The organism is Lentzea cavernae (genome assembly GCF_014653695.1).
GTDB lineage: Bacteria > Actinomycetota > Actinomycetes > Mycobacteriales > Pseudonocardiaceae > Lentzea > Lentzea cavernae.
Genome location: NZ_BNAR01000001.1, coordinates 277,143 through 302,888 on the forward strand (window position 1 = coordinate 277,143; position 25,746 = coordinate 302,888).

Below are 25,746 nucleotides of genomic sequence, written 5' to 3' on the forward strand. Positions count from 1 at the left end.
TCGCTTGGTTCGGAAGGCGGCGCGATGGGAATCTCCAGCAGCCACACCGAAAACGGCATCATCGAGGTCACCGTCGACTACCCCCCGGTCAACGCCATCCCGTCCCAGGGCTGGTTCGACCTGGCCAGGGCGGTCACGGCCGCGGGTGAGGACCAGGACACGCGCGTGGTGATCCTGAGGGCCGAGAACCGCGGCTTCTGCGCGGGCGTCGACCTCAAGGAGATCCAGCGCGCCGAGGGGTACAACGCGCTGGTGGCGGCGAATCGCGGGTGCGCCAAGGCCTTCGCGGCCGTGTACGACTGCGAGGTGCCGGTGATCGCCGCGGTGAACGGGTTCTGCCTCGGTGGCGGTGTCGGGCTGGTCGGCAACGCGGACGTCATCGTGGCGTCCGACGACGCCACGTTCGGGCTGCCCGAGGTCGACCGGGGCGCGCTCGGCGCGGCGACGCACCTGGCCAGACTCGTTCCGCAGCACCTGATGCGGACGCTGTACTACACGGCCCGCAACGTCAGCGCGCAGACGCTGCACCACCACGGCAGCGTCGTCGAGGTGGTGCCCCGCGCGCGGCTCGACGACGCGGCCCGCGAGATCGCCAAGGAGATCGCGAAGAAGGACACGGCGGTGATCCGGGCGGCCAAGGAGGCCATCAACGGCATCGACCCGCAGCGCGTGCACCAGAGCTACCGCTTCGAGCAGGGCTTCACCTTCGAGCTGAACCTCACCGGTGTGTCGGACCACGCCCGGCAGGCCTTCCTGGACGGAAATCATGCGCGACAAGCGAATGACAGCTGACGAGGTCGTCGGCGAGATCAAGGACGGCATGACCGTCGGCATCGGCGGCTGGGGCTCGCGGCGCAAGCCGATGACCCTGGTCAAGGCGATCCTGCGGTCGGGGGTCGAGGACCTCACGGTCGTCACCTACGGCGGCCCGGACGCCGGGCTGCTGTGTGCGGCGGGCAAGGTCCGCAAGCTCGTCTACGGTTTCGTCTCGCTCGACTCGATCCCCTACGACCCGTGGTTCAAGCGGGCGCGGGAGACCGGCGCGATCGAGGTGCTCGAACTGGACGAGGGCATGTTCCAGACGGGGCTGCGCGCGGCCGGGCACCGGTTGCCGTTCCTGCCGATCAGGGCGGGGCTGGGATCGGACGTCCTCAAGTACGCGCCCGAGCTCAAGACCGTCAGGTCGCCGTACGACGACGGCGAGGAGCTGGTGGCCATGCCGGCGTTGAAGCTCGACGTCGCCCTCGTGCACCTCAACCGCGCCGACAAGCACGGCAACGCCCAGTACCTCGGGCCCGACCCGTACTTCGACGACCTGTTCTGCCTGGCCGCGGACCGGCGGTACGTCTCGTGCGAGCAGGTCGTGGAGACGTTCGACGGGCCGCCGCAGACGTTGCTGCTCAACCGGATGATGGTGGACGGCGTGGTGGAGGCGCCGGGCGGTGCGGGGTTCACGAGCTGCGTCCCGGACTACGGCCGCGACGAGGCCCTCCAGCGCGAGTACGCCAACGCCGCCACGGACCTCGAGCAGTGGCCGGACTTCTACGAGAGGTTCCTGGGATGAGCGACGTCACGCGAGCCGAGGTGTGCGTCACCGCGTGCGCCGACCTGTTCCTGGGAGCCGGTGAGACCCTCGCCAGCCCGATGGGCCTGATCCCGTCCCTAGGCGCGAAACTCGCTCGGCTGACGAGTGAGCCCGACCTGCTGCTCAGCGACGGTGAGGCGTTCCTGCTCACGCCCGAGTCCACCGTGGAGGGCTGGCTGCCGTACCGGAAGGTGTTCGACGTCGTCGCGCACGGCCGCCGCCACGTCGTGATGGGCGCGAATCAGGTCGACAGGTTCGGCAACCAGAACATCTCCGCGATCGGCGACCACGCGAGGCCCACTCGTCAGCTCCTGGGCTTTCGCGGCGCGCCGGGCAACACCGTCAACCACCGCACCAGCTACTGGGTGCCGCGGCACAGCACGCGGGTGCTGGTCGAGGCCGTGGACGTGGTGTCCGGTGTGGGCTACGACCGGGCCGCCGGGCCGTTCCACGACGTCCACCGGGTCGTCACGAACCTGGCCGTGCTCGACTTCGACACCCCGGACCACTCGATGCGCATCCTCTCCGTGCACCCCGGGGTGTCGGTCGACGAGGTGCGGAAGCAGACGTCGTTCCCGCTCATAGCAAACAACGTGACCGAGACGCGGCTCCCGACCGACGAGGAACTGGAGCTGATCAGGACCAGGCTCGATCCGCAGAGCAAGCGGGACAAGGAAGTCCCGCAGTGAGGACCGCGCTCACCGACCTGGTCGGCGTCCGGCACCCGGTCGTGCAGACCGGCATGGGCTGGGTCGCCGGACCGCGCCTGGTCTCCGCGACCGCCGAGGCCGGTGGGCTCGGCATCCTGGCCTCGGCGACCATGACCTTCCCCGAGCTCGAAGCCGCCGTCAAGGAGACCCGGTCCCGCACGTCCGCGCCGTTCGGCGTGAACCTCCGGGCGGACGCGCACGACGCGCCGGAGCGGATCGACCTGCTGATCCGCGAACAGGTGAAGGTCGCTTCCTTCGCGCTGGCCCCGAAACCGGACATGATCGCGAAGCTGACCGACGCCGGTGTCGTCGTGATCCCGTCGATCGGCGCGGCCCGGCACGCGGAGAAGGTCGCGAAGTGGGGCGCCCACGCGGTGATCGTGCAGGGCGGCGAGGGCGGCGGCCACACCGGCGGTGTCGCCACGACCCTCCTGCTCCCGAGCGTGCTGGACGCCGTGGACATCCCGGTGATCGCGGCCGGCGGCTTCTTCGACGGCAGAGGCCTCGCTGCCGCTCTCGCGTACGGCGCGGCCGGCATCGCGATGGGCACGAGGTTCCTGCTCACGCAGGAGAGCACGGTCCCGGACGCGGTGAAACAGGCCTACCTGCAACGGGATCTGAACGGCACCGTCGTGACCACGCGGGTCGACGGCCTCCCGCACCGCGTCCTGAGGTCGGACCTGGTCGAGCACCTCGAGAAGTCGGGACGGATCAGCAGCCTGGCCAGGGCGGTCTCCAACGCGGCGAGGTTCCGGCGGCACACCGGACTGTCGTGGCGCGCGATGATCCGCGAGGGCCTGGCCATGAAGCACGGCAAGGACCTCACGTGGTCGCAGGTGATCATGGCCGCGAACACGCCGATGCTCCTCAGGGCCGGCCTGGTCGAGGGCAGGACCGACGCGGGCGTGCTCGCGTCCGGTCAGGTCGCCGGGCTGCTCGGCGACCTGCCCACGTGCGCGGACCTGATCGAGGGGATCGTCAAGGACGCCGAGGCGGCGATCGACCGGCTCAGAGACGTTCGATGATCGTCACGTTCGCCTGACCGCCGCCCTCGCACATCGTCTGCAGTCCGAACCGGCCGCCTGTCCGCTCCAGCTCGTGCAGCAACGTCGTGAACAGCTTCGTGCCGGTCGCGCCGATCGGGTGGCCGAGCGCCAGCGCTCCCCCGTTGACGTTGACCTTCCCGAGGTCGATCTTCAGCTCCTTGGCCCACGCCATGGCCACCGACGCGAACGCCTCGTTGATCTCGAACAGGTCGATGTCCGACAGGGACATCCCGGCCCGCTGCAGCGCGTACTTCGTCGCCCGGATCGGCGCGGTCAGCATGTAGATCGGGTCGGACCCGCGGGCGGACATGTGGTGCACGCGCGCCCGAGGTGTCAGCTTGTGCTCGCGCACAGCCTGTTCGGACACCACGAGCACCGCCGAGGCGCCGTCGGAGATCTGCGACGACAGCGCGGCCGTCGTGCGCCCACCGGGCCGCAACGGCTGCAGCTTCGCCATCTTCTCGGCGCTGGTGTCCGGCCGCGGGCACTCGTCGGCCGCGATCCCGTTGACCGGCGCGATCTCGCGGTCGAACCGGCCCTCCTTGATCGCGGTGATCGCCCGGAGGTGGCTCTGCAGCGCGAAGTCCTCCATCTCGCGCCGCGACAGGTCCCACCGCACGGCGATCAGGTCGGCCGCCCGGAACTGGCTGACCTCCTCGTCGCCGTAGCGGTGCTGCCAGCCCTCACAGCCCTCGAACGGGCTGATGGTCATAGCTGAGCCGATCGGCACCTGCGACATGTTCTGCACGCCGCCCGCGACCACGACGTCGGCCGTGCCGCTCATCACCGCCTGGGCCGCGAAGTGCAGCGCCTGCTGGCTCGACCCGCACTGCCGGTCGACCGTCACGCCCGGCACCTGCTCCGGGAAACCCGCGGCCAGCCAGGACGTCCGCGCGATGTCACCCGCCTGCGGGCCGACGGTGTCCACGCACCCGAAGATCACGTCGTCCACGTCCGTGGGATCGACGTCGACGCGGTTGAGCAGCGCCGTGATCACGTGCGCGCCGAGATCGGCCGGGTGGACGTGGCTCAGTTCGCCACCACGCCTGCCCGCCGGGGTCCGCACAGCCTCGATGATGTACGCCTCGGCCACGAGGGCCCTCCTTCTTACGTCTTCGAGTTCTTCCTGCGGCCCGTGGCGATGCCGTCGAGCAGGATGGCGAGGTACTGGTCGGCGACCGCTTCCGCGCGCAGTTCGCCGTCCGGCCGGTACCACCGCACGGCCACCCACACCGTGTCGCGGATGAACCGGTACGCCACGTCGACGTCGAGGTCGGCGCGGAACACTCCCGCGCTGATGCCCTCCTCCAGCAACACCGTCCACAGCTTGCGGAACTCCACGCTGCGGTCGTCGATGTAGGAGAACCGTTCGAGCGGTGCCAGGTGCTTGGCCTCGTTCTGGTAGATCGCGACCGCGGCGTGCCGGGTGTCGATCGCCTCGAACGACGCCACCACCAGGGCCTTCAGCGTCTGCTTCGGACCGAGCCCGGCCTCGACGATCTCCCCGTACCGCGTGAACAGTTCGTCCAGGAACGTCCGCAGGATCTCGTCGACCATCGACTCCTTCGAGTCGAAGTGGTGGTAGAGGCTGCCGGACAGGATCCCCGCCGCGTCCGCGATGTCGCGCACGGTCGTCTGCCCGTACCCGCGTTCGGCGAACATCCGTGCCGCCAACGCGAGCAGTTCCTGCCTTCTGGTGCTCACCGGTCTTACCTTCCTCACGGGTGCTGACTGCTCACCGAGACGACCTCGCCCGTCAGGTAGGACGAGTAGTCGCTGGCGAGGAACACGATCACATTCGCGACCTCCCAGGGCTCGGCGGCGCGCCCGAAAGCTTCTCGAGACGCCAGTTCCGTCAGCAACTCCTCACTGGTGACCTTGGCGAGGAACGGGTGCGCCGCCAAGCTCGGGGCGACCGCGTTCACCCGGATGCCGTGCTCGGCGACGTCCATCGCGGCGCACCTCGTCAGCGCCATGACCCCCGCTTTCGCTGCGGCGTAATGGGCTTGACCCTTCTGGGCGCGCCAGCCGATCACACTGGAGTTGTTAACGACGACACCGCTTCGTTGGACGACCATTTGGCGTAGTGCGGCCCTGGTGCAGCGGAAGGTGCCGTTGAGCGTGACGTCCAGGACGCGCGACCACTCGTCGTCGGCCATCTCCAGCACGGACTTCTCACCGCCGAGGCCGGCGTTGTTGACCATCACGTCGATGCGGCCGTACCGCTCGACCGTCTCGTCGACCAGGTACTGCACCTGCTGCTCGTTGGTGACGTCGCACGGGATGGCGTGCGCGGTGCCCAGTGCTTCGTGGGTCTCCTTGAGGCGGCGCTCGTGCCAGTCGCTGATCACGACCGTCGCGCCTTCCTCGAGACACCGCTTCGCCGTCGCCGACCCGATGCCGGTGCCCGCCGCGGCCGTGACCACGACGATCTTGTCCTTGAGCAGGTCGTGGCCGGTCATCGCGGCAGCCCCAGGATCCGGTGGGCGATGATCTCGCGCTGGATCTCGTCCGAGCCGCCGTAGATCGTCTCCGCGCGGCTGAACAGGAACAGGCGCTGCCACTCGTTGTCGTCGATCATCGACTCGGGACCGAGCGAGTCCATCGCGAGCTCACCGAGCCTGCGGTGCCAGCCCGCCCAGAACAGTTTCAGCACGGACGCCTCCGGCCCGGGGTCGTCGTTCAGCGTTCTCATCGTGTGCGAGCGCATGACGTGCAGTTCGAGCCACGCCCTGGTGAGGCGTTCGTCCTCGGGCGCCTGCGCTCTGATGGCGTCGAGCTGCCGCCGGAAGCCGACCTGGTGGCCGAGCATGGCGGTGCCGCGCTCGAAGCCGAGGGTGGCCATGGCGATCTTCCAGCCCTCGCCGGGCTCGCCGACGACGTTCTCCCGCGCCGTGACCGCGCCGTCGAAGAAGACCTCGTTGAACTCCGACGTGCCGGTGAGCTGGCGGATCGGGCGCACCTCGATGCCCGGCTGGTTCATCGGCACCAGCAGGTACGAGAGGCCCTTGTGCCGCTGCGAACCGGGTTCGGTGCGGCACAGGACGAAGATCCAGTCCGAGTAGTGCGCGTTCGACGTCCAGATCTTCCGGCCGTTGATCACCCACTGGCCGCCTTCGAGGGTGGCCCTGGTGGCGACCGAGGCGAGGTCCGATCCGGCGCCCGGTTCGGAGTAGCCCTGGCACCACAGCTCGTCGAGCGTGCGGATCTTCGGCAGGAAGCGCGCCTTCTGCTCCGGCGTGCCGAACGCGACGAGCGTCGGGCCGAGCAGGCCCTCCCCGACGATGTCGACCTTCGCCGGGGCGTCGGCCTCCGCGTACTCCTCGTGGAAGATCACCTGTTCTTCCACGCTGCGCTCACCGGGCCAGCCGAGGCACGTCCACCCGCTCCGCGCGAGGTGCCGGTGCCAGCGCAGCCTGCCCTCGAACGCCTCGTGCTCGCGACCCGGTCCACCCAGGCCGCGCAGCTCAGCGAACTCACCGACGAGGTTGGCGGACAACCATTCCCGCACCTCGCGCCGGAAGGACTCCATGCGCCATACTCTAACCTACCAAGCACTTGCTTTGGAGGGCGTCGTGTCGAACGTTCCAAGCAGGCAAACGGTTTCAGCCGTGCTCGACCGCGCAGCTGCTTCGTACATCGACGCGGAGGCGTTGGTGGACGGGGAGGTTCGCCTCACCTGGCTGGAGCTGCGCTCGGCGGTGCGGGACGCCGCCCGCGCGCTCGCGGGAATGGGCGTGCTGCCCGGCGACCGGGTGGCGTTGTGCGCGCCCAACTCGGCGCAGTGGGTGGTCGCGGCACTCGGAGCGTTGCACGCCGGCGCGGCGCTCGTGCCGATCAACACGCGGTTCACCGCGACCGAAACGCTGGACGTGGTGCGGCGCAGCGCCGCGCGTGTGCTGGTCGTGGAGGGCGAGTTCCTCGGTCGTGACCGCGAGGAGGAGTTGCGGGCGTTGTCACCGGAACTCCCGGCCGTGGTGCGATTACCGGCGTCGTGGGTCGCTTCTGAGGTAGACCTTCCCGCGCTGTCGGAAGATCAGCTGTGCGACGTCATGTACACGTCGGGCACGACTGGGCGCAGCAAGGGTGCGATGAGCGCGCACAGGCAGTCGCTGGGGGTGGCCGAGGCCTGGGCGTCCTGTGGTGAGCTGACGGCCGCTGATCGCTACCTTATCGTCAACCCCTTCTTCCACACCTTTGGTTACAAGGCCGGGATCCTGGCCTGCCTGCTGACGGGCGCGGCGATCGTGCCGCAGCCGGTGTTCGACGTCGTGGAGACGATGCGGCTGATCGAACGGGAACGGATCACCGTGCTGCCCGGGCCGCCGACGATCTTCCAGGCGTTGCTCGACCACCCCGAGCGCGCCTCGTTCGACCTGTCGAGCCTGCGGCTAGCGGTCACCGGAGCGGCGGTGGTGCCCGTGGTGCTGATCGAACGGATGCGGGCGGAGCTGTCGCTGACCGTGCTGACCGCGTACGGGCTGACCGAGGCCGTCGTCGCCACCATGTGCCGTCCCGGGGACTCACCGGAGACCGTCGCGCACACGTGCGGTGCGCCGACGGCCGGGTTCGAATTGCGGTTGGGCGCCCAGGACGAGGTGCTGTTGCGCGGCCCGAACGTGATGCTCGGTTACCTGGACGACCCCGGGGCCACCGCGGCCGCGATCGACGCCGACGGCTGGCTGCACACCGGTGACGTCGGGAAGATCGACGAACGCGGCTACCTCTCGATCACCGACCGGCTCAAGGACATGTACATCTGCGGCGGCTTCAACGTCTACCCCGCCGAGATCGAGCAGGCGCTGGCACGGCTGCCGGGGGTCGCGGAGTCGGCCGTGGTCGGGATGACCGACGCACGGCTCGGCGAGGTCGGCGTCGCGCACATCGTTCTGGGCGCTGGTTCTTCGCTGACGGCGGACGAGGTGATCGCGTTCTGCCGTTCGTTCCTCGCGAACTACAAGGTGCCGCGCGCCGTCGAGTTCCACCCCTCACTCCCCCGCAACGCCATGGGCAAGGTCCTCAAGACCCAACTGCGCAAGGAGAACGCGTGACAGTCTCGTATGAGCGGCGGGACGCGGTCGCCGTCGTGACCATGAACCGCCCGGAGTACCGCAACGCGCAGAACTCGGCGATGACCTACGCGTTGGACGAGGCCTTCACCCGCGCGGTGGACGACGACGAGGTCAAGGTGATCGTCCTGGCCGGCGCCGGCGACCACTTCTCCGCGGGCCACGACATCGGCTCGCCCGGCCGTGACGTCGGCACCTCCTTCGAGCGCAAGGCCGTGATGTGGTGGGACCACGTCGGCCGCGAGGGCGGTGACCTCCGGTTCGCCCGCGAGATGGAGGTCTACCTCGGCATGTGCCGGCGGTGGCGGGAGATCCCGAAGCCGACGATCGCGATGGTGCAGGGCGCTTGCGTCGCCGGTGGCCTGATGCTCGCGTGGGTGTGCGACCTGATCGTCGCTGCCGAGGACGCGTTCTTCGCCGATCCCGTGGTGCGCATGGGAATTCCGGGCGTCGAGTACTTCGCGCACCCGTGGATGCTCGGCCCTCGCGCCGCCAAGGAGGTGCTCTTCACCGGCGACCGGTTCTCGGCCCAGCGCGCCTACGAGTGGGGCATGGTGTCGCGCGTCGTTCCGCGTGCCTCGCTGGAGTCGTCGACCTTCGAGCTGGCCGGGCGGATCTCGGCGATGCCCCGGTTCGGGCTCGCGCTGGCCAAGAAGGCGGTCAACCAGTCCGAGGACCTGATGGGGATGCGCGCCGGGATGGACTCGGTGTTCGGGTTGCACCACTTCGCGCACGCGCACAACGCCGAGGTGAGCTCCGACGCGCTGGCCGGGATGGACGCCCGTTCGATGAAGAAGGCCTCCGGCTGATGGACCTCTCGCTGGACGCCGGGACCCTGTCGTTCCAGGCCGAGGTGCGCGCCTGGCTGGCTTCGCACGTCCGTCCTCTGTCCTCGATGGACACCGCCGGCGGGTTCGAGGAGCACCGCTCGTGGGAACGGCTGCTGGCCTCCGAACGGCTGTCGGTGGTCTCGTGGCCCGCTGAGTTCGGTGGCAGGGAGGCGTCTTTGCTGCAGTGGCTGGTGTTCGAGGAGGAGTACCACGCCTCGGGGGCGCCGGGCCGCGTCTCGCAGAACGGCATCTTCCTGCTGGCGCCGACGTTGTTCGCCCACGGCACCGACGAGCAACGTGCCCGGATCCTGCCCTCGATGGCCCGCGCGGACGTGGTGTGGGCGCAGGCCTGGTCCGAGCCCGAGGCCGGGTCGGACCTGGCATCGTTGCGCAGCACGGCCGTCCGCTCCGACGGCGGCTGGCTGCTGCGCGGCCAGAAGACCTGGAGCTCACGCGCGGCATTCGCGGACAGGGCGTTCGGCCTGTTCCGCACCGGCCCCGGCGAACGACACCGCGGCCTGACCTACCTGCTCTTCGACCTGCGCGCCCCCGGCGTCACGGTCCGCCCGATCACCCAGCTCGACGGCGAACCGGGCTTCGCCGAGATCTTCCTCGACGACGTGTTCGTGCCGGACCACGACGTGGTGGGCGAGGTCGGCGACGGCTGGCGCGTGGCGATGAGCACCGCGGGCAACGAACGCGGCCTGACCCTGCGTTCCCCAGGCCGTTTCACGGCCGCCGCGTCGAGGCTGGTCGAGCTGTACCGCAAGAACCCCGACCCGGCGTTGCGCGACCGCGTCGTCGACGCGTGGATCGGCGCGCAGGCCTACCGGCTCCACACGTTCGGCGCACTGGCGCAGCCGTTGAGCGGGCCGGCCGCGAGCGTGACGAAGGTGTTCTGGTCCGAGCTCGACGTGGCCCTGCACGAGACCGCGATGGACCTGCTCGGCGAGGTCGCGCCGGGATGGCGGGACGGATGGCTGTTCTCGCTGTCGGGCCCGATCTACGCCGGCACCAACGAGATCCAGCGCAACGTGATCGCCGAACGACTCCTGGGGCTGCCGCGATGATGTTCACGCTGTCGTCGGAGCAGACGGACCTGGGCGGGGTGCTGCACGGCTTTCTGGGAGCCGGGAGAACCGACCTGGCCTCGCTCGGGGTGGACGAGGTGAGCGATCCGGTCGACCTGGTGGTGGTGTTCGAGGAGTTGGGACATCACGCGGTGGCGGGGCCCTGGGTGGAGTCGCTGGCGGTCGTGCCGGCGTTGCGGGCTGAAGTTGGGCCTGGGCCTGGTGCCGGGGCTGGGGTCGGGGTCAGGGCTGAAACTGGGGCTGGGGCTGGGGCTGAAACTGGGGCTGGGCCTGGTGTCGGGGCTGGGGCTGGGGCTGGGGCTGGGGCTGGGGCTGGGGCTGGGGAAGCGAGTGGGACGTGGTCCGTCGCCTTCCCGCCTCTCCTCCCCCACGCCGTCGAAGCCGACCACTACCTGCTCGTCGAGGGCGACACGCTCCGCGAGGCCACCCCCACCACCGAACTCCCCTCGATCGACCCGGCCCGCCGCCTGCACGAACTGTCCGCCGGCCAGGTCCTCGCCACCGACGTCCCAGCGGCCCGCGCGTTCGACCTCGGCGTCCTCACCACCTCCGCTCAACTCCTGGGCCTCGGCCGCGCCATGCTCGAGATGACCACCGAGCACGCCAAGGCGCGTGCCCAGTTCGGCAAGCCCATCGGCCAGTTCCAGGCGGTCAAGCACCACCTCGCGAACGTCCTGATCGGCCTGGAAATGGCCCGCCCACTGGTGTTCGGCGCGGCCGTGACCCTGTCGTCGCGCGACGTCTCGGCCGCCAAGGTCGCCACCTCCGACGCCGCCTGGCAGGCCGCCCGCACCGCGCTGCAGGTGCACGGCGCCATCGGTTACACCGCCGAGCACGACCTCGGCCGGTTCCTGCTGCAGACCCGAGCCCTGCGCACGGCGTGGGGCAGTCCGTCGATGCACCGAGCACGCGTGCTGGAGGCGTTGTGACACCGGAACAACTCGCGTTGCGGGACGCCGTCCGCAGCCTGCTCGACAAGCACTCGGACGTCCGCGCGGCCGTCGAGACCCCGCACGGCCACGACAAGGACGTGTGGGCGCGGCTGTGCGACATCGGCGTCCTCCCGATCCCCGAGCAGTACGGCGGATCCGGCGCCGAGCTGCCGGAAACCCTGGTGGTGCTGCAAGAACTCGGCCGCACCCTCACCCCGGCACCGCTGCTGGCCTCGATGATGGCCGCAAGAGCACTGCTGGAGGCGGGTAACGAGGAGGCGTGCGCCCGGTTGTTGCCACGGATCGCGGACGGCGCCGTCGCCACGCTCGTCTGGCCGTGGGACAACGCCCAGACCGGCCTCGACGGCACGGCGCGGTACGTCCTGGACGGCGACACCGCCGAGATCCTCCTCGCCACCGACGGCACCGACCTCTACGAGGTCGACCTCGCCACCGTCACCCGTGAACACACCCCGGCGATGGACCAGACGCGCCGCCTGGCCACCGTTCACCTCGACGGCGCGGAGACCACTCGCCTGGGCCGTTGGTCGCCTCGGATCCGTGACGTCGCACTGGCCGCGCTGAGCGCGGAACAGGTCGGTGCCGCGGCAAGGGCACTCGAACTCACCGTCGAGTACACGAAGACGCGGGTCCAGTTCGGCAAGCCGATCGGCTCGTTCCAGGCGCTGAAGCACCGCATGGCCGACATGCACGTCCTGGTGGAGACGGCCAGGTCGGCAGCGGAGGCCGCGACCGACGAGGTGTCCGCGGCGGTGGCGAAGGTGTACTGCTCGGAGGCGTTCTTCAAGGTCGCGGCCGAGATGGTCCAGCTGCACGGCGGCATCGCGATCACGTGGGAGCACGACGCGCACCTCTACCTCAAACGGGCGCACGGCAGCGGCCAGCTGTTCGGCAGTCCGCGCGAGCACCTGGACCGACTCTCCCGTTCCACCCTCGGGTGATCATCGTTCTCCCTGGACTCGACGCCCCAAACCCACCAAGAACACCAACGGCGACCCGGCATGGGCCTATAACTACGCGGGCGTGGTCGACGGGGTGCTCGTGCCGACGACGGTGTTGTCGAACGTCGTTCCCGCCCGGCGCCGGCGGCAACGGCAGCTGGACCTGGGAGCGTGGATGTGAAGACCTACGCCGCAGTCACCGACCTGTGCGCGCGACTTGCGGGCCGGTTGGAAGACGACACGCTGCGGTCGGTGCGCGAGGACTACTTCGGTGGCGAGCCCGCGCAGGCCGAGGCGACGCTGCTGCTGTCCATGGCCTACGAGAACATCGGCATCACGGCCGAGGAGCGCGAGCTCATCGCGACCACTTTGGATGATCCCGACAGCCCTGATCTCGCCGCGGTGCCGAGCATCGACGAGGTGCCGCCCGTCGCGTACCGCTTCAGCGCCGTCGCCCCGCCGAACGCGGCCGACCCGGCCAAGGCGGACGTGGTGCTGTCCGCCGACGCCGCCCGGCACGGAGGCCGCCGCCTGCGCCGCGCCTGGCGCGAACCGCTCGACGGCGCGCGGGACGGCGCGAAGTGGGTCTACGTGCTGCAGACCACCGAGAACGCCAACCTGCTGGGCGCGTTCGCCGGGCTGTCGGGGCGGTTGTGGGTCGTGCTGAAGGAGAAGTGGCCGCTCGAGGTCGTGGTCGAGGGCAGGCTGCTGCCGCCCTACCAGGCCGCCGCCGTGACGGTCGCCCCGCAGGTCTGGAGCATCTAGGTCTGCCCCAGCACGCGGCGGAACGCCGGACACTCCAGGTGCGTCGGCGCCGGGCACGCCGCCGCGTGCCGCAGGTCGTCGCGCATCGACGCCAGCTTCTGGATCGTCGCGTCCAGCTCGTCGGCCTTGGCGGCGAGCATCGCGCGGTTCGGCGACGGGCGGCCGTCCGGCGAGAACATCAGGGTGATCTCGTCCAGCGAGAACCCCGCCGTGCGGCACACCGCGATCAACGCCAGCTGGTCCAGCACGGCCGACGTGAACACCCGCGTCAGGCCCTGCCTCCGCACGGACGCGATCAGGCCGCGTTCCTCGTAGTAGCGCAGAGTGGAGGCGGGCACGCCCGAACGGCGGACCACTTCGCCGATGCCGATCTCAACGGAGTCCACGACACTTGACCTCAAGCCGACTTGAAGTAGGACGGTAGGAGCATGACATCTGAGGCGAACAGCGCACAGGCCGCCCTCTGGAACGCCGCCGGGCAGGGGTGGGCCCAGGCGCAGGAGATCGTGGGCCTGATGCTCGAACCCTTCCAGGACGTGCTCGTGCAGGCCGCGACCCGCCGGCCGCGCACCAGGGTCCTCGACGTCGGGTGCGGCACGGGTGCCGTGACCCGGGCGATCGCCGGGGCCACCGGCGCGGACTGCCTGGGCGTCGACATCGCCGAGTCGATGCTGGCGGCGGCACGCGAGCGCGGCGGAGCGGAGTACCTCCTGGCCGACGCGCAGGTGCACGCGTTCGACACGAGCTTCGACCTGGTCGTGAGCAGGTTCGGGGTGATGTTCTTCGACGACCCGGCGGCCGCTTTCGGCAACCTGCTCAAGGCCACCGCGGCCGGCGGTGAGCTGTGCTTCGTCACGTGGCGGACCAGGGACGAGAACCCGTTCATGACCACCGCGTCCGAGGTCGCCGCGACCCTGGCCCCCGACGCACCCGCGCCCGACCCGGACGGCCCGGGCCCGCACTCGCTCGCGGACCCCGGCCGGACCCGCGCGGTGCTCGGCAGCGCGGGCTGGAGCGAGATCGGCATCGAGCGCGTCGACCGGACCTGCACGATCCCCGAGTCCCTGTTGGTGCCGTACCTGAGCAACCTCGGCCCGATCTCCCGTGCGCTGCGCGCCGCGCCGGAGGAGGACCGCGGCGCGATGATGGCCGAGGTCCGGGGCGCGTTCGACTCCTTCGTGCACGGCGACGAGGTGCGGGTGCCGGGCGCCTGCTGGCTGGTCACCGCGTCAGCTCCACTCTGACTGCCGCTGCCAGGTCAGCAGGTTGTCCAGGACCTCGCCGGACCAGCCGCGGGTGTCCAGTTCGGCGTGCGAGGCGTAGCGGCCGCGGTAGAACAGCAGCGGCTGCGCCTCGCGCACCGGGCCGAGTTCAACGACGGAACCGACGACCATGTGGTGGTCGCCGGCGTCGTGCACGACCGACACCTCGCAGTCGACCCACGTCAGAGCGCCGTCGAGCACCGGAGCGCCCGTGGCCGACGGCGTCCAGGAGATCCCGGAGAACTTGTCCGCACCGGCCCTGCCGAAGACCGACGAGATCTCACGCTGGTCCTCCGCCAGCACGTTCACGCAGAACGAGCCGGAGGACGCCATCGCCGCCCAACTGCGCGAGGTCCGTTGTGGACAGAACACGACCAGCGGCGGGTCGAGCGACAGCGCGGCGAACGACTGGCAGGCGAACCCCACCGGGCCGTCCGGCGACATGCCGGTCACCACCGTCACACCGGTGCAGAAGTGCCCGAGGACGGAGCGGTAGCGGGCTCCTACTTCTGGTGGCCAACGCTGAAGTCGTGTCCCCACAGGCTCACCGCCGTGCTCTCGCGTGCGATCCAGTCCTCATCGGACACCTGCCGTCCCTCGCAACCGAACTCGACGTCGAACCCGCCGGGCGTCTTCATGTAGAACGACAACATCAGGTCGTTGACGTGCCGGCCGAGCGTCGCCGACATCGGGACCTTTCGCCGCAGAGCCCGGTCCAAGGTCAGGCCGACGTCGTCGGTGTTCTCGACCTCGACCATGAGGTGCACGATCCCGCTGGGTGTCGGCATGGGCAGGAACGCGAGGCTGTGGTGGCGCGGGTTGCAGCCGAAGAACCGCAGCCACGCGGGTGGGCCGTCGGCGGGCCTGCCGACGAACTGCGGGGGCAGGCGCATCGAGTCGCGCAGCCGGAACCCCAGCACGTCGCGGTAGAAGTGCAGCGCGGCCTCGTCGTCCGAAGTGGACAGCACGACGTGCCCGAGTCCCTGGTCCTCCGTCACGAACCGGTGCCCGTAGGGCGACACGACGCGCCGGTGTTCCAAAGCCGCGCCGTGGAACACCTCCAGCGTGTTGCCGGACGGGTCCTCGAAGCGGATCAGCCCGTTGACGCGCCGTTCGGCCAGGTCCTCGGCGGTGCCCTCGACGTACGCGACGCCGGCCGAGGCCAGGCGTTTCGCGACCTCTTCCAGTTCGGCCTCGGTGGCGGCCTCCCAGCCGGAGACCTGCAACCGGTCCTGCGCACCGGGCACGATCACCAGCCGTGCCGGGAAGTCGTCCATGCGCAGGTACAACGCGCCTTCGACGGACCCCTTGCCTTCCACCATGCCGAGGACCTTGAGCCCGAACTCGCGCCACCGGCCCATGTCGGTGGCCTCGATCCGGAGGTACGCAAGCGATCGGATGCCCATCACGCCTCCGTGAGAAAGTCGAGGGCGAGCCTGTTGAACTCGTCGAACTTCTCGAGCTGCGCCCAATGTCCGCAGCCGCCGAACACGTGCAGCTGTGCGCGCGGGATCAGCTTCGTCGCCAGCAACGCGCCGTCGAGCGGGTTGACCCGGTCCTCGCGGCCCCACACCAGCAACACCCGCTGGCGCAACCGGTACGCCTCGCGCCAGAGCATGCCCTGCTCGAAGTCGGGGCCGGAGAACGACTTGCCCAGCGCGGCCATGGCGCGCAACGACTCCGGCTTCGACGCCGCCTCGAACCGTTCGTCGATCAGCTCGTCGGTGATCAGCGACTGGTCGAACACCATGATCCGCAGGAACTCCTCGATCTTCTCCCGCGTGGGCGTCCTGGCGAACGCGCTGAGCTTGCGCACGCCTTCGGTCGGGTCGGGCGAGAAGACGTTCAACGACAACCCGCCCGGCCCCATCAGGACCAGGCGACCGGCGCGCTTGCCGTGGTCCAGGGCGAACCGGACCGCCGTGCCGCCGCCGAGCGAGTTGCCCAGGATGTGGGCCTGTTCGACCTCGAGCGAGTCCAGCAGGTCCTTCAACGCCCTGGAGGCGAAGGAGAAGTACTGGTCGTGCTCGGCCGGCTTGTCCGACTGGCCGTACCCCGGCATGTCGACCGCCAGCACGCGGAACGACTTCGCGAACACCGGGATGTTGGCGCGGAAGTTAGACAGGGACGACGCGCCGGGCCCGCCGCCGTGCAGCATGACCAGCGTCTCGGCGTTGTCCGCGCCCGCCTCGTGGTAGTGCAATCGCACGCTCATCAACGCCCCCTCAGAACAGCCCGTCGCGGACCTGGATGCCGAGCTCGTTCTTGCCGTACAGCACGAGCACGCGCTCCGGGTCGTTGCCCGCGTGCACCCGTGCGGCGTGCGCGTCGCGCCAGAAGCGGGGCAACGGCAGTCCGGCGTTGATCGCCTTGCCGCCCGCGCTCTCGAAGAGCAGATCGATCGCGGCGAGCGCCCGCCCGCTGCCGAGCACCTGGTCGCGCCGCGCCCGCAGGCGGAGGTCGATCGGGATCTTCGTGCCGGCGACGGCGTGCGCCCACTCGTCGTTGATGTCCTTCTCCAGCGTCCACCACGCGATGTCGACGTCTGCCGCCGCGGTCGCGATCCTGACCTGTGCGAACGGGTCGTCGACCGACTTCTCCCCCAGGTAGGCCGCGCGGACGCGGTCCCGGGTCGCGCCGACGTGGAGTGCGTACGCCCCGGTCGCCATGCCGATGATCGGCGCCGTCACCGCGTACGGGTGGATCGTCCCGTACGGCATGCGGAACAACGGACCGGGGTTGACCTCCTGGCCAGGGCACTTGCAGCGCGCGGTGTGGGACATGCTCAGCGCCCGGTGCTCCGGCACGAACACGTCGTCCACCACGATGTCGTTGCTGCCCGTGCCGCGCAGGCCGACCGTGTCCCACACGTCGTTGATCGTGTAGTCGGCGATCGGCAGCAGGAACGTCCGGAAGTCGATCGGCTTGCCCTCGTCGTTCATCACGAGGCCGCCGAGCAGCACCCACGTCGCGTGGTCGCAGCCGGACGAGAAGCTCCACTTGCCGCTGAACCGGAACCCGCCCTCCACCGCAGTCGCACGACCTGTTGGCGCATAAGAAGATGAGATCCGCGTGTCCTGGTCCTCGCCGAACACCTCGTCCTGCGCCTTCACGTCGAACAGCCCGACGTGCCACGGGTGCACGCCCAGCACCGACGCGACCCAGCCCGTCGACCCGCACGCGCTGCCGATCATCCTGACCGCGGTGTAGAAGTCGAGCGGGTGCGACTCGAAGCCGCCGTACCGCGCGGGCTGCAGCATCCGGAAGAAACCGGCCTCCTGCAACGCCTTCACCGACTCCGGCGGCACCCTGCGCAACTCCTCCGCCTCGGCCGCGCGTTCGGCGAGAGCAGGCAGCAGTTCCCGCACCTTGCCGAGGATCTCCTCGCTCATCGGACTCCCTCCCGGCTCAGCTCCAGTGCGATGTCGATCAGCTGGTCCTCCTGCCCGCCCACGAGCTTGCGCTCGCCCGCCCGGACGAGGATCTGCGCGCCGGACACGCCGTAGCGCTTCGCCTGCGTGTAGGCGTGTTTGAGGAAGCTGGAGTAGACGCCCGCGTAGCCCATCATCAGCGCCATCCGGTCGAGCAGGCACTCCTCGGGCATGACGGGCCGGACCACGTCCTCGGCCGCGTCCACGATCTTGAAGAAGTCGACGCCGGTCTCGAAGCCGAGCTTGTCGCAGACGCCGACGAACGCTTCGAGCGGTGTGTTCCCCGCTCCGGCACCGAAACCGCGCACGCTGCCGTCGATCTGCTTCGCCCCGGCCCGTGCCGCGGCGACGGAGTTCGCGACGCTCAGCCCGAGGTTCTCGTGCCCGTGGAAACCGACCTGGGCGTCCGAGCCCAACTCGGCGACCAGAGCTTCGACGCGCTCGGAAACCTGTTCCAGGACAAGAGCTCCGGCCGAGTCGACCACGTAGACGCACTGGCACCCCGCGTCCGCCATGATGCGGGCCTGCTTCGCCAACGCCTCGGGTGGCTGCGAGTGGGCCATCATCAGGAACCCGACGGTCTCCAGCCCGCGCTCACGAGCCAGCGCGAAGTGCTGCACGGAGACGTCGGCCTCGGTGCAGTGCGTGGCGATCCGGACGATCGAGGCCCCGTTGTCCTGCGACACCAGGATGTCGTCCTTCACCCCGACACCCGGCAGCATCAGCACGGCGATCTTGGCCTGCGTCGCCGTCGCGGCGGCGACCTTGATCAGCTCCTGCTCGGGGGTGTGGCTGAAGCCGTAGTTGAACGACGACCCGCCCAGCCCGTCGCCGTGCGTCACCTCGATGACCGGTACTCCGGCACCATCGAGCGCCGCGACGATCGAGCGCACGTCGTCGGCCGTGAACTGATGGCGCTTGTGGTGCGAGCCGTCACGCAGTGACGTGTCGGTCAGCCGCAGGCTCAGATGCTGCACGGGCGATCTCCTCCCCCACCTTGGTCGCGGCGGCCGTCATGATGTCGAGGTTCCCGGCGTACTCCGGCAGGAAGTCGCCCGCTCCCGCGACCTCCACGAAGATCGCCACGCGGCCTGCGTCGTACTGCGGTTCGCGCAACAGGCGAAATCCCGGGACGTACGACCGCATGTCGGTCTCCATCCGGGCGATCGAGTCGGTGATCGGGTCCGGGTCGACGTCCTCGGGGATCGCGCAGAAGATCGTGTCGCGCATGATCATCGGCGGGTCCGCCGGGTTCAGCACGATGATCGCCTTGCCCTTCGCGGCACCCCCGATCGCCTCGATGCCGTGGCTGGTGGTGCGGGTGAACTCGTCGATGTTGGCGCGTGTGCCCGGTCCCGCCGACACCGACGCGACGCTCGCGACGATCTCCGCGTACGACACCGGCACGACCCGGGACACGGCGTGCACCATGGGGATCGTGGCCTGGCCGCCGCACGTGATCAGGTTGATGTTCGGCGCGTCCCGGTGCTCGCCGAGGTTCACCGGCGGCACGACGTACGGGCCGACCGCGGCCGGTGTCAGGTCGATCGCCCGGATGCCCGCCTCGGCGTAGCGCGGGGCGTTGGCCCTGTGCACCGCCGCAGACGTCGCCTCGAAGACGATGTCCGGCAGCTCGTCCTGGCGCAGCAACCACTCCGCGCCGTCGACCGAGACCTCGAGCCCCAGCGACGCCGCGCGCTTCAGCCCCTCGCTGGACGGGTCGATGCCCACCATCCAGCGCGGGTCGAGCACCTGCGAGCGCAGGAGCTTGTGGAGCAGGTCGGTGCCGATGTTGCCGGAGCCGACGATGGCCGCCTTCACCCAGTCACCTCATTCGAATTTCAGGTCAACGGAGCCGAGTCCGGCGAACTCGGCGTGGAACTCGTCGCCAGGCCTGGCGTCGATGGCACGCGTGCACGAACCGGGCAGCACGATGTCGCCCGCCAGCAGCCGGACGCCGAAGCTCGCGACCTTCGCGGCGAGCCACGCCACCGCGATCGCCGGATCGCCCAGCACGGCGTCACCACGTCCTTCGGCGACGACCTCACCGTTGCGCCGCAACGTGGCCGCGACGGCGCCGATGTCCAGTTCGGACGGACGCACGCGCTCGGAGCCGAGCATGAACCCGGCCGACGAGGCGTTGTCGGCGATGGTGTCCTGCAGCCCGATCCGCCAGTTCTCGATCCGGCTGTCGATCAGCTCGATGGCCGGTGCGACGAACTCGGTGGCGTCCAGCACGTCGGAGACGGTGCAGCCCTCGCCGGGCAGGTCGCGGGCCAGCAGGAACGCGATCTCCACCTCGACCCGCGGGTACAGGTAGGCCGACGCGTCGGCGGTGCCGGCGAGCTGCATGTCGTCGAGCAGGTGGCCGTAGTCGGGTTCGTCGACGCCCATCATCTGCTGCATCGCGAGCGACGAGAGCCCGACCTTGTGGCCGATCACGTCGCGGTTGCGGTGGCGGACGTTGAGCAGCTGGATCTCGTACGCGTCGACGACGTCGATCTCGGGATACAGCTCCACCAGCGGTTTGATCGGCACGCGGTCGCGTTCCGCCGCGCGCAGCAGTGCGGCGGCCGCCTCCCTGGACCCGATCGTCAGCACCTGGCCTCCCCTGTCGATGTGGCAGCGTGGTGCCCCGCGCGACGGCCCGAGAAGACGCAGTCGGCGAGCGCGAGACCGCTGACGTAGGACTCCGAGCACACCCCGACCGCCGACCGGCCCGCCGCGTACAGGCCCGGGACTCCGCGCACCTGACCGGTGTCCTCGTCCACGACGAGGCCTCCGAGCGTGAGCATCGGGCACGGGTAGCCGAACCCCGCGCGCACCGACACGTTGATCAACGAGTACGGCGGCGTCCCGAACGCCTCCGGCGTCGCGATTCCGACCTTCCGGGCCACCTCGTCGATGGTCGGGGCGGTCACCATCCCGCGTCCCAGCAGGTAGCGGACCTGCCAGCGCTGGAACGGCGCGGTCTGCGTCTTCACCTGGGCACGCGCGGTCCGGAGGATCTCGTCGTCGATCAGCAGCCAGGCCTTCCCGCCGCGTCCGACGATCGCGGTGCCGTTGGCCGCGCCGTACAAGGTCGCGTCGCCGAAGCGCTGCCCGGCCGAGTCGACCAGGACCCCGCGCTGCAACGCGCTCGGCGGTGTGACGAACCGCCACACCGAGATCTTGTCCATCCGCGCGGTCGTGCCACCGGCGGCGACGCCCAGGCGGATCCCTCCGCCGTCGTCGCCGGGCGTGCCCAGCGCGAGCCCGCCTCGGTACGCCGGTGCGTGCTCGTGCACCAGGGCCCGGTTCGCGATGAAACCGCCGGCCGCGATGACCACGCCCCGCCCGGCCTTCACCACCACCGGCCGACCGAACCGTTCGAGCCACTCGGCCAGCCCGAACAGCCTTCGGCCCAACGGCGGGTAGTAGAGCCACGGCTTCGCCCCCGCCTTGGACAACGCGCTGTGCAGAGCGCGCGGGAACCCGGTGAGGGTCCGGCACCGCACGCCCGTGACCCGGCCGTCCTCGAGAACCAGTTCCACGGCACGGGTCTGCGGCATGACCCGCACTCCCGCACGCCGGGTGGCCTCGGCCAGCCGGGTGAAGAACGCCCTGCCCGACGTGCCCTTCGCCCTGGTCCGATGTCCGCGCGGTGCCGGGTCGGGCCAGGCGTCCTCGCTGCCGGACAGGTAGAGGTAGTGGTCGTCGGTCGGGTAGGAGGTCTTGAACGGCGACACCCGCGCGTCGAACGGGACGCCCTGGTCCTCGAGCCAGGCCAGCGTCTTGGCACTGTCCTCGCAGAACCGCCGCAGGGTCTGCGGCGACACCGCGTCCCGGACCTCGTGGCGCAGGTAGGAGTACATCGCGTCGACGGAGTCGGCGACACCGGCCTCGACCTGCTGCCGCGTCCCGCCGCCCGCGTAGACGACACCGCCGGACAACGCGGTCGCGCCTCCACCGCCGAACCTGTCCAGCACCACCACGGACGCACCGGTCGACGCGGCCTCGACGGCGGCGCACGCGCCGGCCGCGCCGAAGCCGATGACGACCACGTCAGCGGTGACCTCCACGCCTACCCTCCCGGAACACGTTCTCGGTGAGTCGACTTGCCTGGAACTCCTACACCATAGCGCCAAACCGCCTCAGAACTATAACCTGTTCTAGTCTGAGCTCCGGGGAGGTGCGATGTACGACGTGATCGTCGTCGGCAGCGGCGCGGCGGGCATGACAGCCGCGCTCTGCACCGCTCAAAGCGGCCTGCGGACCTTGATCATCGAGAAGGCCGCGCACTACGGCGGTTCGACCGCGCGGTCGGGCGGCGGCATCTGGGCGCCGAACAACGCCGTGGTCGCCGCCAACGGCGTCAGCGACTCGCCAGAGCGGGCCAGCACCTACCTCGCGCACATCGCGAGCGAGGTCCCGGCCGAACTGCGGGAGGCGTTCCTGGACGCCGGACCGGCCATGCTGGCGTTCGTCTGCGCGCACACGCCGCTGAAGTTCCGCTGGGTCCGCGACTACTCCGACTACTACCCCGAGGCGCCCGGCGGTCAGCCGCGCGGCCGCTCGGTCGAGCCGTTGCCGTTCAACGCGAAGCTGCTCGGCGACGAGATCAACGACCTCGAACCGCCGTACGTGCCGACACCCGCGGGCATCGTGATCACCCAGACCGACTACCGGTGGCTGACGCTGATCGGACGCCACCCGCGCGGCATCGTCACGGCCGCCAAGGTGTTCGCGCGCCGGTTCCTGCCGGGCCGCCGCCTGACCATGGGCCAGGCGCTGACCGCCGGGCTCAGAGCGGGCCTGAAGGCGTTGAACGTCGAGATCAGGCTCAACACCGCGATGACCGACCTGCACCACGAGAACGGCCGCGTGGCAGGGGTTCTCGTCGGAGAGAAGCTCATCCTCGCGAAGCACGTCGTGCTGGCGTCCGGCGGGTTCGAGAACAACGAGCAGATGCGCAAGCAGCACCAGAACATCGGTACGGAGTGGACGGTGGGGGCCAAGGCCAACACGGGCGACGGCATCGAGGCGGGTCAACGGGCCGGCGCCGCCGTCGGGCTGATGGACGACGCCTGGTGGGGCCCGTCCGTCCCGTTGCCGCGCGGCCCGTTCTTCCTGCTGGCCGAACGGTCCCTGCCCGGCTGCGTGCTGGTCGACGAGGTCGGTCGCCGGTTCGTCAACGAGGCCGCGCCCTACATCGACGTGGTCAACGCGATGACCGGCGACACGTGGCTCGTCTTCGACCACTCCTACCGCAGCCGCTACCCGTTCTGCGGCATCCCGCCGCGCCGCCCCCTGCCCCGGCGCTGGAAGGACTCGATCCTCACCGCGCCCAGCCTGGAGGAACTCGCGCAGCAGGCAGACCTCCCGGAACTCGTGGACACCGTGCGGCGGTTCAACACCCTCAGCATCGACGGCGAGGACCCCGACTTCCACCGCGGCGACAGCGCGTACGACCGCTACTACGGCGACCCGCGCACCAAGCCGAACCCCAACCTCGCGCCGCTGACCACCGGCCCGTTCTACGCGGTCAGGATCGTGCCCGGCGACCTCGGCACCAAGGGCGGCCTGCGCACCGACGCCTCCGCACGCGTGCTGCGCGAGGACGGTTCCGTGATCGAGGGCCTGTACGCGGCGGGCAACACCAGCGCTTCCGTCATGGGCCACACCTACGCGGGCGCGGGCGCCACCCTCGGACCGGCGATGACGTTCGGATATCTCGCCGGCCTCGACATCTCTGGAGGAAAGCGATGACGCAGGACGGTGTGCGGACGATCGACGCGGGCGTCCCGCCGGCACGGTTCGCGCGCGGCTGGCACTGCCTCGGCCTCGCGAGCAGCTTCCGTGACGGCAAGCCCCACGCCATCGAGGCGTTCGGCACGAAGCTCGTGGTGTTCGCCTCGGAGGACGGCAAGATCAACGTGCTGGACGGGTACTGCCGGCACATGGGCGGCGACCTCACCCAGGGCACCATCAAGGGCAACAACATCGCGTGCCCGTTCCACGACTGGCGCTGGGCGGGCAACGGCAAGTGCGTCGACATCCCCTACGCCAAGCGGGTTCCGCTGCGGGCACGCACCCGGTCGTGGATCACGCTCGAGGAGAACAAGCAGCTCTTCGTGTGGAACGACCCGCAGGGCAACCCCCCGCCCGAGCACGTCACGATCCCGCGGATCGAGTCGGCGTTCAGCAGCGAGTGGAGCAACTGGACCTGGGACTCGGTCGTGATCGACAACGCGAACTGCCGCGAGATCATCGACAACGTCGTCGACATGGCCCACTTCTTCTACATCCACTTCGCGTTCCCGACCTACTTCAAGAACGTGATGGAGGGCCACGTCGCCTCGCAGTACCTGACCACGCGCGGGCGTCCGGACGTGGCGATGGGCTCGAACTACACCGGTGACGTGGAAGTGCGGTCGGAGGCCGCGTACCACGGGCCGTCGTACATGATCGACTACCTGTGGAACGACTACAAGGGCCTCGAGATCGAGACCGTGCTGATCAACTGCCACTACCCGATCTCGCCGACGTCGTTCAAGCTCCAGTGGGGCGCGATCGTGAAGAAGCTGCCCGGCGTGGACGACGAGCACGCCGACAAGATCGCGGCCAAGTTCGCGCGCGGCATCGGCGTCGGGTTCCTGCAGGACGTGGAGATCTGGCAGAACAAGTCGCGCATCGACAACCCGTTGCTGTGCGAGGAGGACGGGCCGGTCTACCAGCTCCGGCGCTGGTACGAGCAGTTCTACGTCGACGTCGAGGACGTGTCGGACGACATGGTGCGGCGCTTCGAGTTCGAGGTCGACACGAGCCGGGCGATCGAGGTGTGGGAGAAGGAGGTCGCCGAGAATCTCGCACGTCAGGAGCAGGCGACGTGAGCGAGCGCGACGAGTTCCTGGCCGGGGGCATGGTCCCGGTGGGCTGCGACTGCGGGAACCGCGTCCTGGTGAAGAAGAACAGCCCGCAGCACACCAGCGTGCAGTGGCTGTCCGACACCCGGAACTGCCCCGAGCTGTGCGGTGCGAGGCTCGCGTTGGTGCCGACCTGCCTGCGGTTGCGCGACAGCATCGAGAAAGCCGTGCGCGAGGGAACGCTGGAGGTCACCGATGGCTGAGGTGCACCGGCTGCGGGTCGACGCCGTCATCGAGGAGACCGCCGACGCGCGTTCGTTCGTGCTGTCGGGCGCGGACTTCTCACCGCGGCCGGGCCAGTTCCTGACCGTGCGGGCCGGTGACGTGGCGCGCTGCTACTCGCTGTCCAGCGCACCGGGCGAGCCGTTGAAGATCACCGTCAAGCGGACACCGGACGGGTACGGGTCGCTCTGGATGTGCTCCGAGGTGCGGGCGGGCATGGAACTGGACGTGCTGGCACCGGCCGGGGTGTTCACGCCCTCGTCGCTCGACGGCTCGCTGCTCGCGTTCGCCGCGGGCAGCGGGATCACGCCGGTCATGTCGATCATCCGGGCCGTGCTCTCCGGCGGTTCCGGGCGGGTGTTCCTTTTCTACGCCAACCGCGACGAGTCGTCGGTGATCTTCGCGCGCGAGCTGGACTCACTGGCCCGCGCGCACCCCGACCGGCTGACCGTCGTGCACTGGCTGGAGTCGGTGCAGGGCCTGCCGCACGGTCTGCGGGCGTTCGTCCGCCCCTGCGACGAGGCGTTCGTGTGCGGGCCGGCGCCGTTCATGGAGGCCGCCCGCAAGGCGTTGCACGACGTTCCGGTGGTGCACGTCGAGAAGTTCGTGTCGCTGTCCAGCGATCCGTTCGCCGAGGTGGTCCCGGTCGTCGACGACCGGCCGGACGCGGCGGTCGAGGTCTCGCTCGACGGCGAGCTGCACCGGTTGCCGTGGCCCGCGCGGACGAAGCTGCTCGACCTGTTGCTGGAGAAGGGACTCGACGCGCCCTACTCGTGCCGCGAGGGTGCGTGCAGCGCGTGCGCGTGCCGGCTGGTCGAGGGCGAGGTCAAGATGCTCAACAACGACGTGCTCGACTCCGAGGACATCGCCGAGGGCATCGTGCTGGCGTGCCAGTCGGTCCCGGTCACCGACACCGTGAAGATCACCTACGAGTGA

28 protein-coding genes are annotated in these 25,746 nt (G+C 69.9%); 15 read left to right on the forward strand and 13 right to left on the reverse strand.

The genetic code is table 11. The features are described from left to right. Window positions 1-24 precede the first annotated feature (24 nt). The 4 genes from IE307_RS01355 to IE307_RS01370 are packed head-to-tail and all read left to right on the forward strand — an operon-like array spanning window position 25 to window position 3,320. Complete coding sequence (locus IE307_RS01355) at window positions 25-792, forward strand: enoyl-CoA hydratase family protein (RefSeq protein WP_191295588.1); 768 nt, start codon at window positions 25-27, stop codon at window positions 790-792. Then, window positions 767-1,564, forward strand: coding sequence for a CoA transferase subunit A (locus IE307_RS01360; RefSeq protein ID WP_191295589.1), 798 nt, complete (start codon window positions 767-769; stop codon window positions 1,562-1,564). Before IE307_RS01355 ends, IE307_RS01360 begins: the two co-directional genes overlap by 26 nt. Beyond that, window positions 1,561-2,274, forward strand: coding sequence for a CoA-transferase subunit beta (locus IE307_RS01365; protein ID WP_191295590.1), 714 nt, complete (start codon window positions 1,561-1,563; stop codon window positions 2,272-2,274). Before IE307_RS01360 ends, IE307_RS01365 begins: the two co-directional genes overlap by 4 nt. Next, window positions 2,271-3,320: an NAD(P)H-dependent flavin oxidoreductase gene (locus IE307_RS01370; RefSeq protein ID WP_191295591.1), complete on the forward strand. Its 1,050-nt coding sequence runs from the start codon at window positions 2,271-2,273 to the stop codon at window positions 3,318-3,320. The genes IE307_RS01365 and IE307_RS01370 overlap by 4 nt, the downstream gene beginning before the upstream one ends. Here the strand turns inward: IE307_RS01370 and IE307_RS01375 are convergent. From IE307_RS01375 to IE307_RS01390, 4 genes are read right to left on the reverse strand one after another with little or no spacing between them, the layout of a single operon-like run. After that, window positions 3,304-4,434: an acetyl-CoA C-acetyltransferase gene (locus IE307_RS01375; RefSeq protein WP_191295592.1), complete on the reverse strand. Its 1,131-nt coding sequence runs from the start codon at window positions 4,432-4,434 to the stop codon at window positions 3,304-3,306. The two genes, IE307_RS01370 and IE307_RS01375, sit on opposite strands and share 17 nt — an antisense overlap. A gap of 14 nt (window positions 4,435-4,448) precedes the next feature. Next, complete coding sequence (locus IE307_RS01380) at window positions 4,449-5,045, reverse strand: TetR/AcrR family transcriptional regulator (protein WP_268250327.1); 597 nt, start codon at window positions 5,043-5,045, stop codon at window positions 4,449-4,451. A 14-nt stretch (window positions 5,046-5,059) separates the two neighbouring features. Further along, window positions 5,060-5,803: an SDR family oxidoreductase gene (locus tag IE307_RS01385; RefSeq protein WP_191295593.1), complete on the reverse strand. Its 744-nt coding sequence runs from the start codon at window positions 5,801-5,803 to the stop codon at window positions 5,060-5,062. After that, window positions 5,800-6,873, reverse strand: a complete 1,074-nt coding sequence (locus IE307_RS01390; RefSeq protein WP_191295594.1) for an acyl-CoA dehydrogenase family protein — start codon at window positions 6,871-6,873, stop codon at window positions 5,800-5,802. Before IE307_RS01390 ends, IE307_RS01385 begins: the two co-directional genes overlap by 4 nt. Between IE307_RS01390 and IE307_RS01395 the strand changes: the two genes are divergently transcribed. The 6 genes from IE307_RS01395 (at window position 6,872) to IE307_RS01420 (ending at window position 12,990) form a co-directional block, all read left to right on the forward strand. Continuing rightward, window positions 6,872-8,392 carry a FadD3 family acyl-CoA ligase gene (locus IE307_RS01395; RefSeq protein ID WP_191295595.1) on the forward strand — a complete coding sequence of 507 codons (1,521 nt, stop codon included), beginning with the start codon at window positions 6,872-6,874 and terminating at the stop codon, window positions 8,390-8,392. The two genes, IE307_RS01390 and IE307_RS01395, sit on opposite strands and share 2 nt — an antisense overlap. Further along, window positions 8,389-9,219, forward strand: a complete 831-nt coding sequence (locus IE307_RS01400) for an enoyl-CoA hydratase (protein ID WP_191295596.1) — start codon at window positions 8,389-8,391, stop codon at window positions 9,217-9,219. Before IE307_RS01395 ends, IE307_RS01400 begins: the two co-directional genes overlap by 4 nt. Further along, window positions 9,219-10,310 (forward strand): acyl-CoA dehydrogenase family protein, encoded by a 1,092-nt coding sequence (locus IE307_RS01405; RefSeq protein WP_191295597.1) that lies wholly within the window; start codon window positions 9,219-9,221, stop codon window positions 10,308-10,310. Before IE307_RS01400 ends, IE307_RS01405 begins: the two co-directional genes overlap by 1 nt. After that, window positions 10,307-11,260, forward strand: coding sequence for an acyl-CoA dehydrogenase family protein (locus IE307_RS47230; RefSeq protein ID WP_191295598.1), 954 nt, complete (start codon window positions 10,307-10,309; stop codon window positions 11,258-11,260). Before IE307_RS01405 ends, IE307_RS47230 begins: the two co-directional genes overlap by 4 nt. Then, window positions 11,257-12,225, forward strand: coding sequence for an acyl-CoA dehydrogenase family protein (locus IE307_RS01415; protein WP_191295599.1), 969 nt, complete (start codon window positions 11,257-11,259; stop codon window positions 12,223-12,225). The genes IE307_RS47230 and IE307_RS01415 overlap by 4 nt, the downstream gene beginning before the upstream one ends. Before the next feature lie 171 nt (window positions 12,226-12,396). Then, window positions 12,397-12,990 (forward strand): hypothetical protein, encoded by a 594-nt coding sequence (locus IE307_RS01420; RefSeq protein ID WP_191295600.1) that lies wholly within the window; start codon window positions 12,397-12,399, stop codon window positions 12,988-12,990. On the opposite strand, the gene IE307_RS01425 is transcribed toward IE307_RS01420, so the two are convergent. Continuing rightward, window positions 12,987-13,376: a helix-turn-helix domain-containing protein gene (locus tag IE307_RS01425; protein ID WP_229904273.1), complete on the reverse strand. Its 390-nt coding sequence runs from the start codon at window positions 13,374-13,376 to the stop codon at window positions 12,987-12,989. The genes IE307_RS01420 and IE307_RS01425 overlap by 4 nt on opposite strands. Window positions 13,377-13,418: 42 nt before the next feature. Between IE307_RS01425 and IE307_RS01430 the strand changes: the two genes are divergently transcribed. Continuing rightward, window positions 13,419-14,234: a class I SAM-dependent methyltransferase gene (locus tag IE307_RS01430; RefSeq protein WP_191295601.1), complete on the forward strand. Its 816-nt coding sequence runs from the start codon at window positions 13,419-13,421 to the stop codon at window positions 14,232-14,234. On the opposite strand, the gene hsaB is transcribed toward IE307_RS01430, so the two are convergent. Genes hsaB through IE307_RS01470 form a run of 8 tightly spaced genes read right to left on the reverse strand, consistent with a single transcriptional unit; the run spans window position 14,220 to window position 21,744 of the window. Beyond that, window positions 14,220-14,792, reverse strand: coding sequence for a 3-hydroxy-9,10-secoandrosta-1,3,5(10)-triene-9,17-dione monooxygenase reductase subunit (gene hsaB, locus IE307_RS01435; protein ID WP_229904274.1), 573 nt, complete (start codon window positions 14,790-14,792; stop codon window positions 14,220-14,222). The genes IE307_RS01430 and hsaB overlap by 15 nt on opposite strands. After that, on the reverse strand, window positions 14,756-15,658 hold the full coding sequence (gene hsaC, locus IE307_RS01440; protein ID WP_191295602.1) for an iron-dependent extradiol dioxygenase HsaC: 903 nt from the start codon (window positions 15,656-15,658) through the stop codon (window positions 14,756-14,758). The genes hsaB and hsaC overlap by 37 nt, the downstream gene beginning before the upstream one ends. After that, a complete protein-coding gene (gene hsaD, locus IE307_RS01445) occupies window positions 15,658-16,467 on the reverse strand; it encodes a 4,5:9,10-diseco-3-hydroxy-5,9,17-trioxoandrosta-1(10),2-diene-4-oate hydrolase (protein WP_191295603.1) in 810 nt (269 codons plus the stop codon). The genes hsaC and hsaD overlap by 1 nt, the downstream gene beginning before the upstream one ends. A gap of 10 nt (window positions 16,468-16,477) precedes the next feature. After that, window positions 16,478-17,644, reverse strand: a complete 1,167-nt coding sequence (hsaA, locus tag IE307_RS01450) for a 3-hydroxy-9,10-secoandrosta-1,3,5(10)-triene-9,17-dione monooxygenase oxygenase subunit (protein WP_191295604.1) — start codon at window positions 17,642-17,644, stop codon at window positions 16,478-16,480. Next, window positions 17,641-18,660, reverse strand: a complete 1,020-nt coding sequence (gene dmpG, locus IE307_RS01455; protein WP_191295605.1) for a 4-hydroxy-2-oxovalerate aldolase — start codon at window positions 18,658-18,660, stop codon at window positions 17,641-17,643. The genes hsaA and dmpG overlap by 4 nt, the downstream gene beginning before the upstream one ends. Beyond that, window positions 18,617-19,504 (reverse strand): acetaldehyde dehydrogenase (acetylating), encoded by an 888-nt coding sequence (locus tag IE307_RS01460; RefSeq protein WP_191295606.1) that lies wholly within the window; start codon window positions 19,502-19,504, stop codon window positions 18,617-18,619. The genes dmpG and IE307_RS01460 overlap by 44 nt, the downstream gene beginning before the upstream one ends. A gap of 9 nt (window positions 19,505-19,513) precedes the next feature. Next, window positions 19,514-20,284: a 2-keto-4-pentenoate hydratase gene (locus IE307_RS01465; RefSeq protein WP_191295607.1), complete on the reverse strand. Its 771-nt coding sequence runs from the start codon at window positions 20,282-20,284 to the stop codon at window positions 19,514-19,516. Continuing rightward, window positions 20,278-21,744, reverse strand: coding sequence for an FAD-binding protein (locus IE307_RS01470; protein ID WP_191295608.1), 1,467 nt, complete (start codon window positions 21,742-21,744; stop codon window positions 20,278-20,280). The genes IE307_RS01465 and IE307_RS01470 overlap by 7 nt, the downstream gene beginning before the upstream one ends. 115 nt (window positions 21,745-21,859) lie before the next feature. Between IE307_RS01470 and IE307_RS01475 the strand changes: the two genes are divergently transcribed. The 4 genes from IE307_RS01475 to IE307_RS01490 are packed head-to-tail and all read left to right on the forward strand — an operon-like array spanning window position 21,860 to window position 25,746. Continuing rightward, window positions 21,860-23,431 (forward strand): FAD-dependent oxidoreductase, encoded by a 1,572-nt coding sequence (locus IE307_RS01475; protein ID WP_191295609.1) that lies wholly within the window; start codon window positions 21,860-21,862, stop codon window positions 23,429-23,431. Further along, complete coding sequence (locus IE307_RS01480) at window positions 23,428-24,555, forward strand: 3-ketosteroid-9-alpha-monooxygenase, oxygenase component (protein ID WP_191295610.1); 1,128 nt, start codon at window positions 23,428-23,430, stop codon at window positions 24,553-24,555. The genes IE307_RS01475 and IE307_RS01480 overlap by 4 nt, the downstream gene beginning before the upstream one ends. Then, complete coding sequence (locus tag IE307_RS01485; protein WP_308436327.1) at window positions 24,552-24,791, forward strand: hypothetical protein; 240 nt, start codon at window positions 24,552-24,554, stop codon at window positions 24,789-24,791. Before IE307_RS01480 ends, IE307_RS01485 begins: the two co-directional genes overlap by 4 nt. Next, window positions 24,784-25,746: a ferredoxin--NADP reductase gene (locus IE307_RS01490; protein ID WP_191295611.1), complete on the forward strand. Its 963-nt coding sequence runs from the start codon at window positions 24,784-24,786 to the stop codon at window positions 25,744-25,746. The genes IE307_RS01485 and IE307_RS01490 overlap by 8 nt, the downstream gene beginning before the upstream one ends.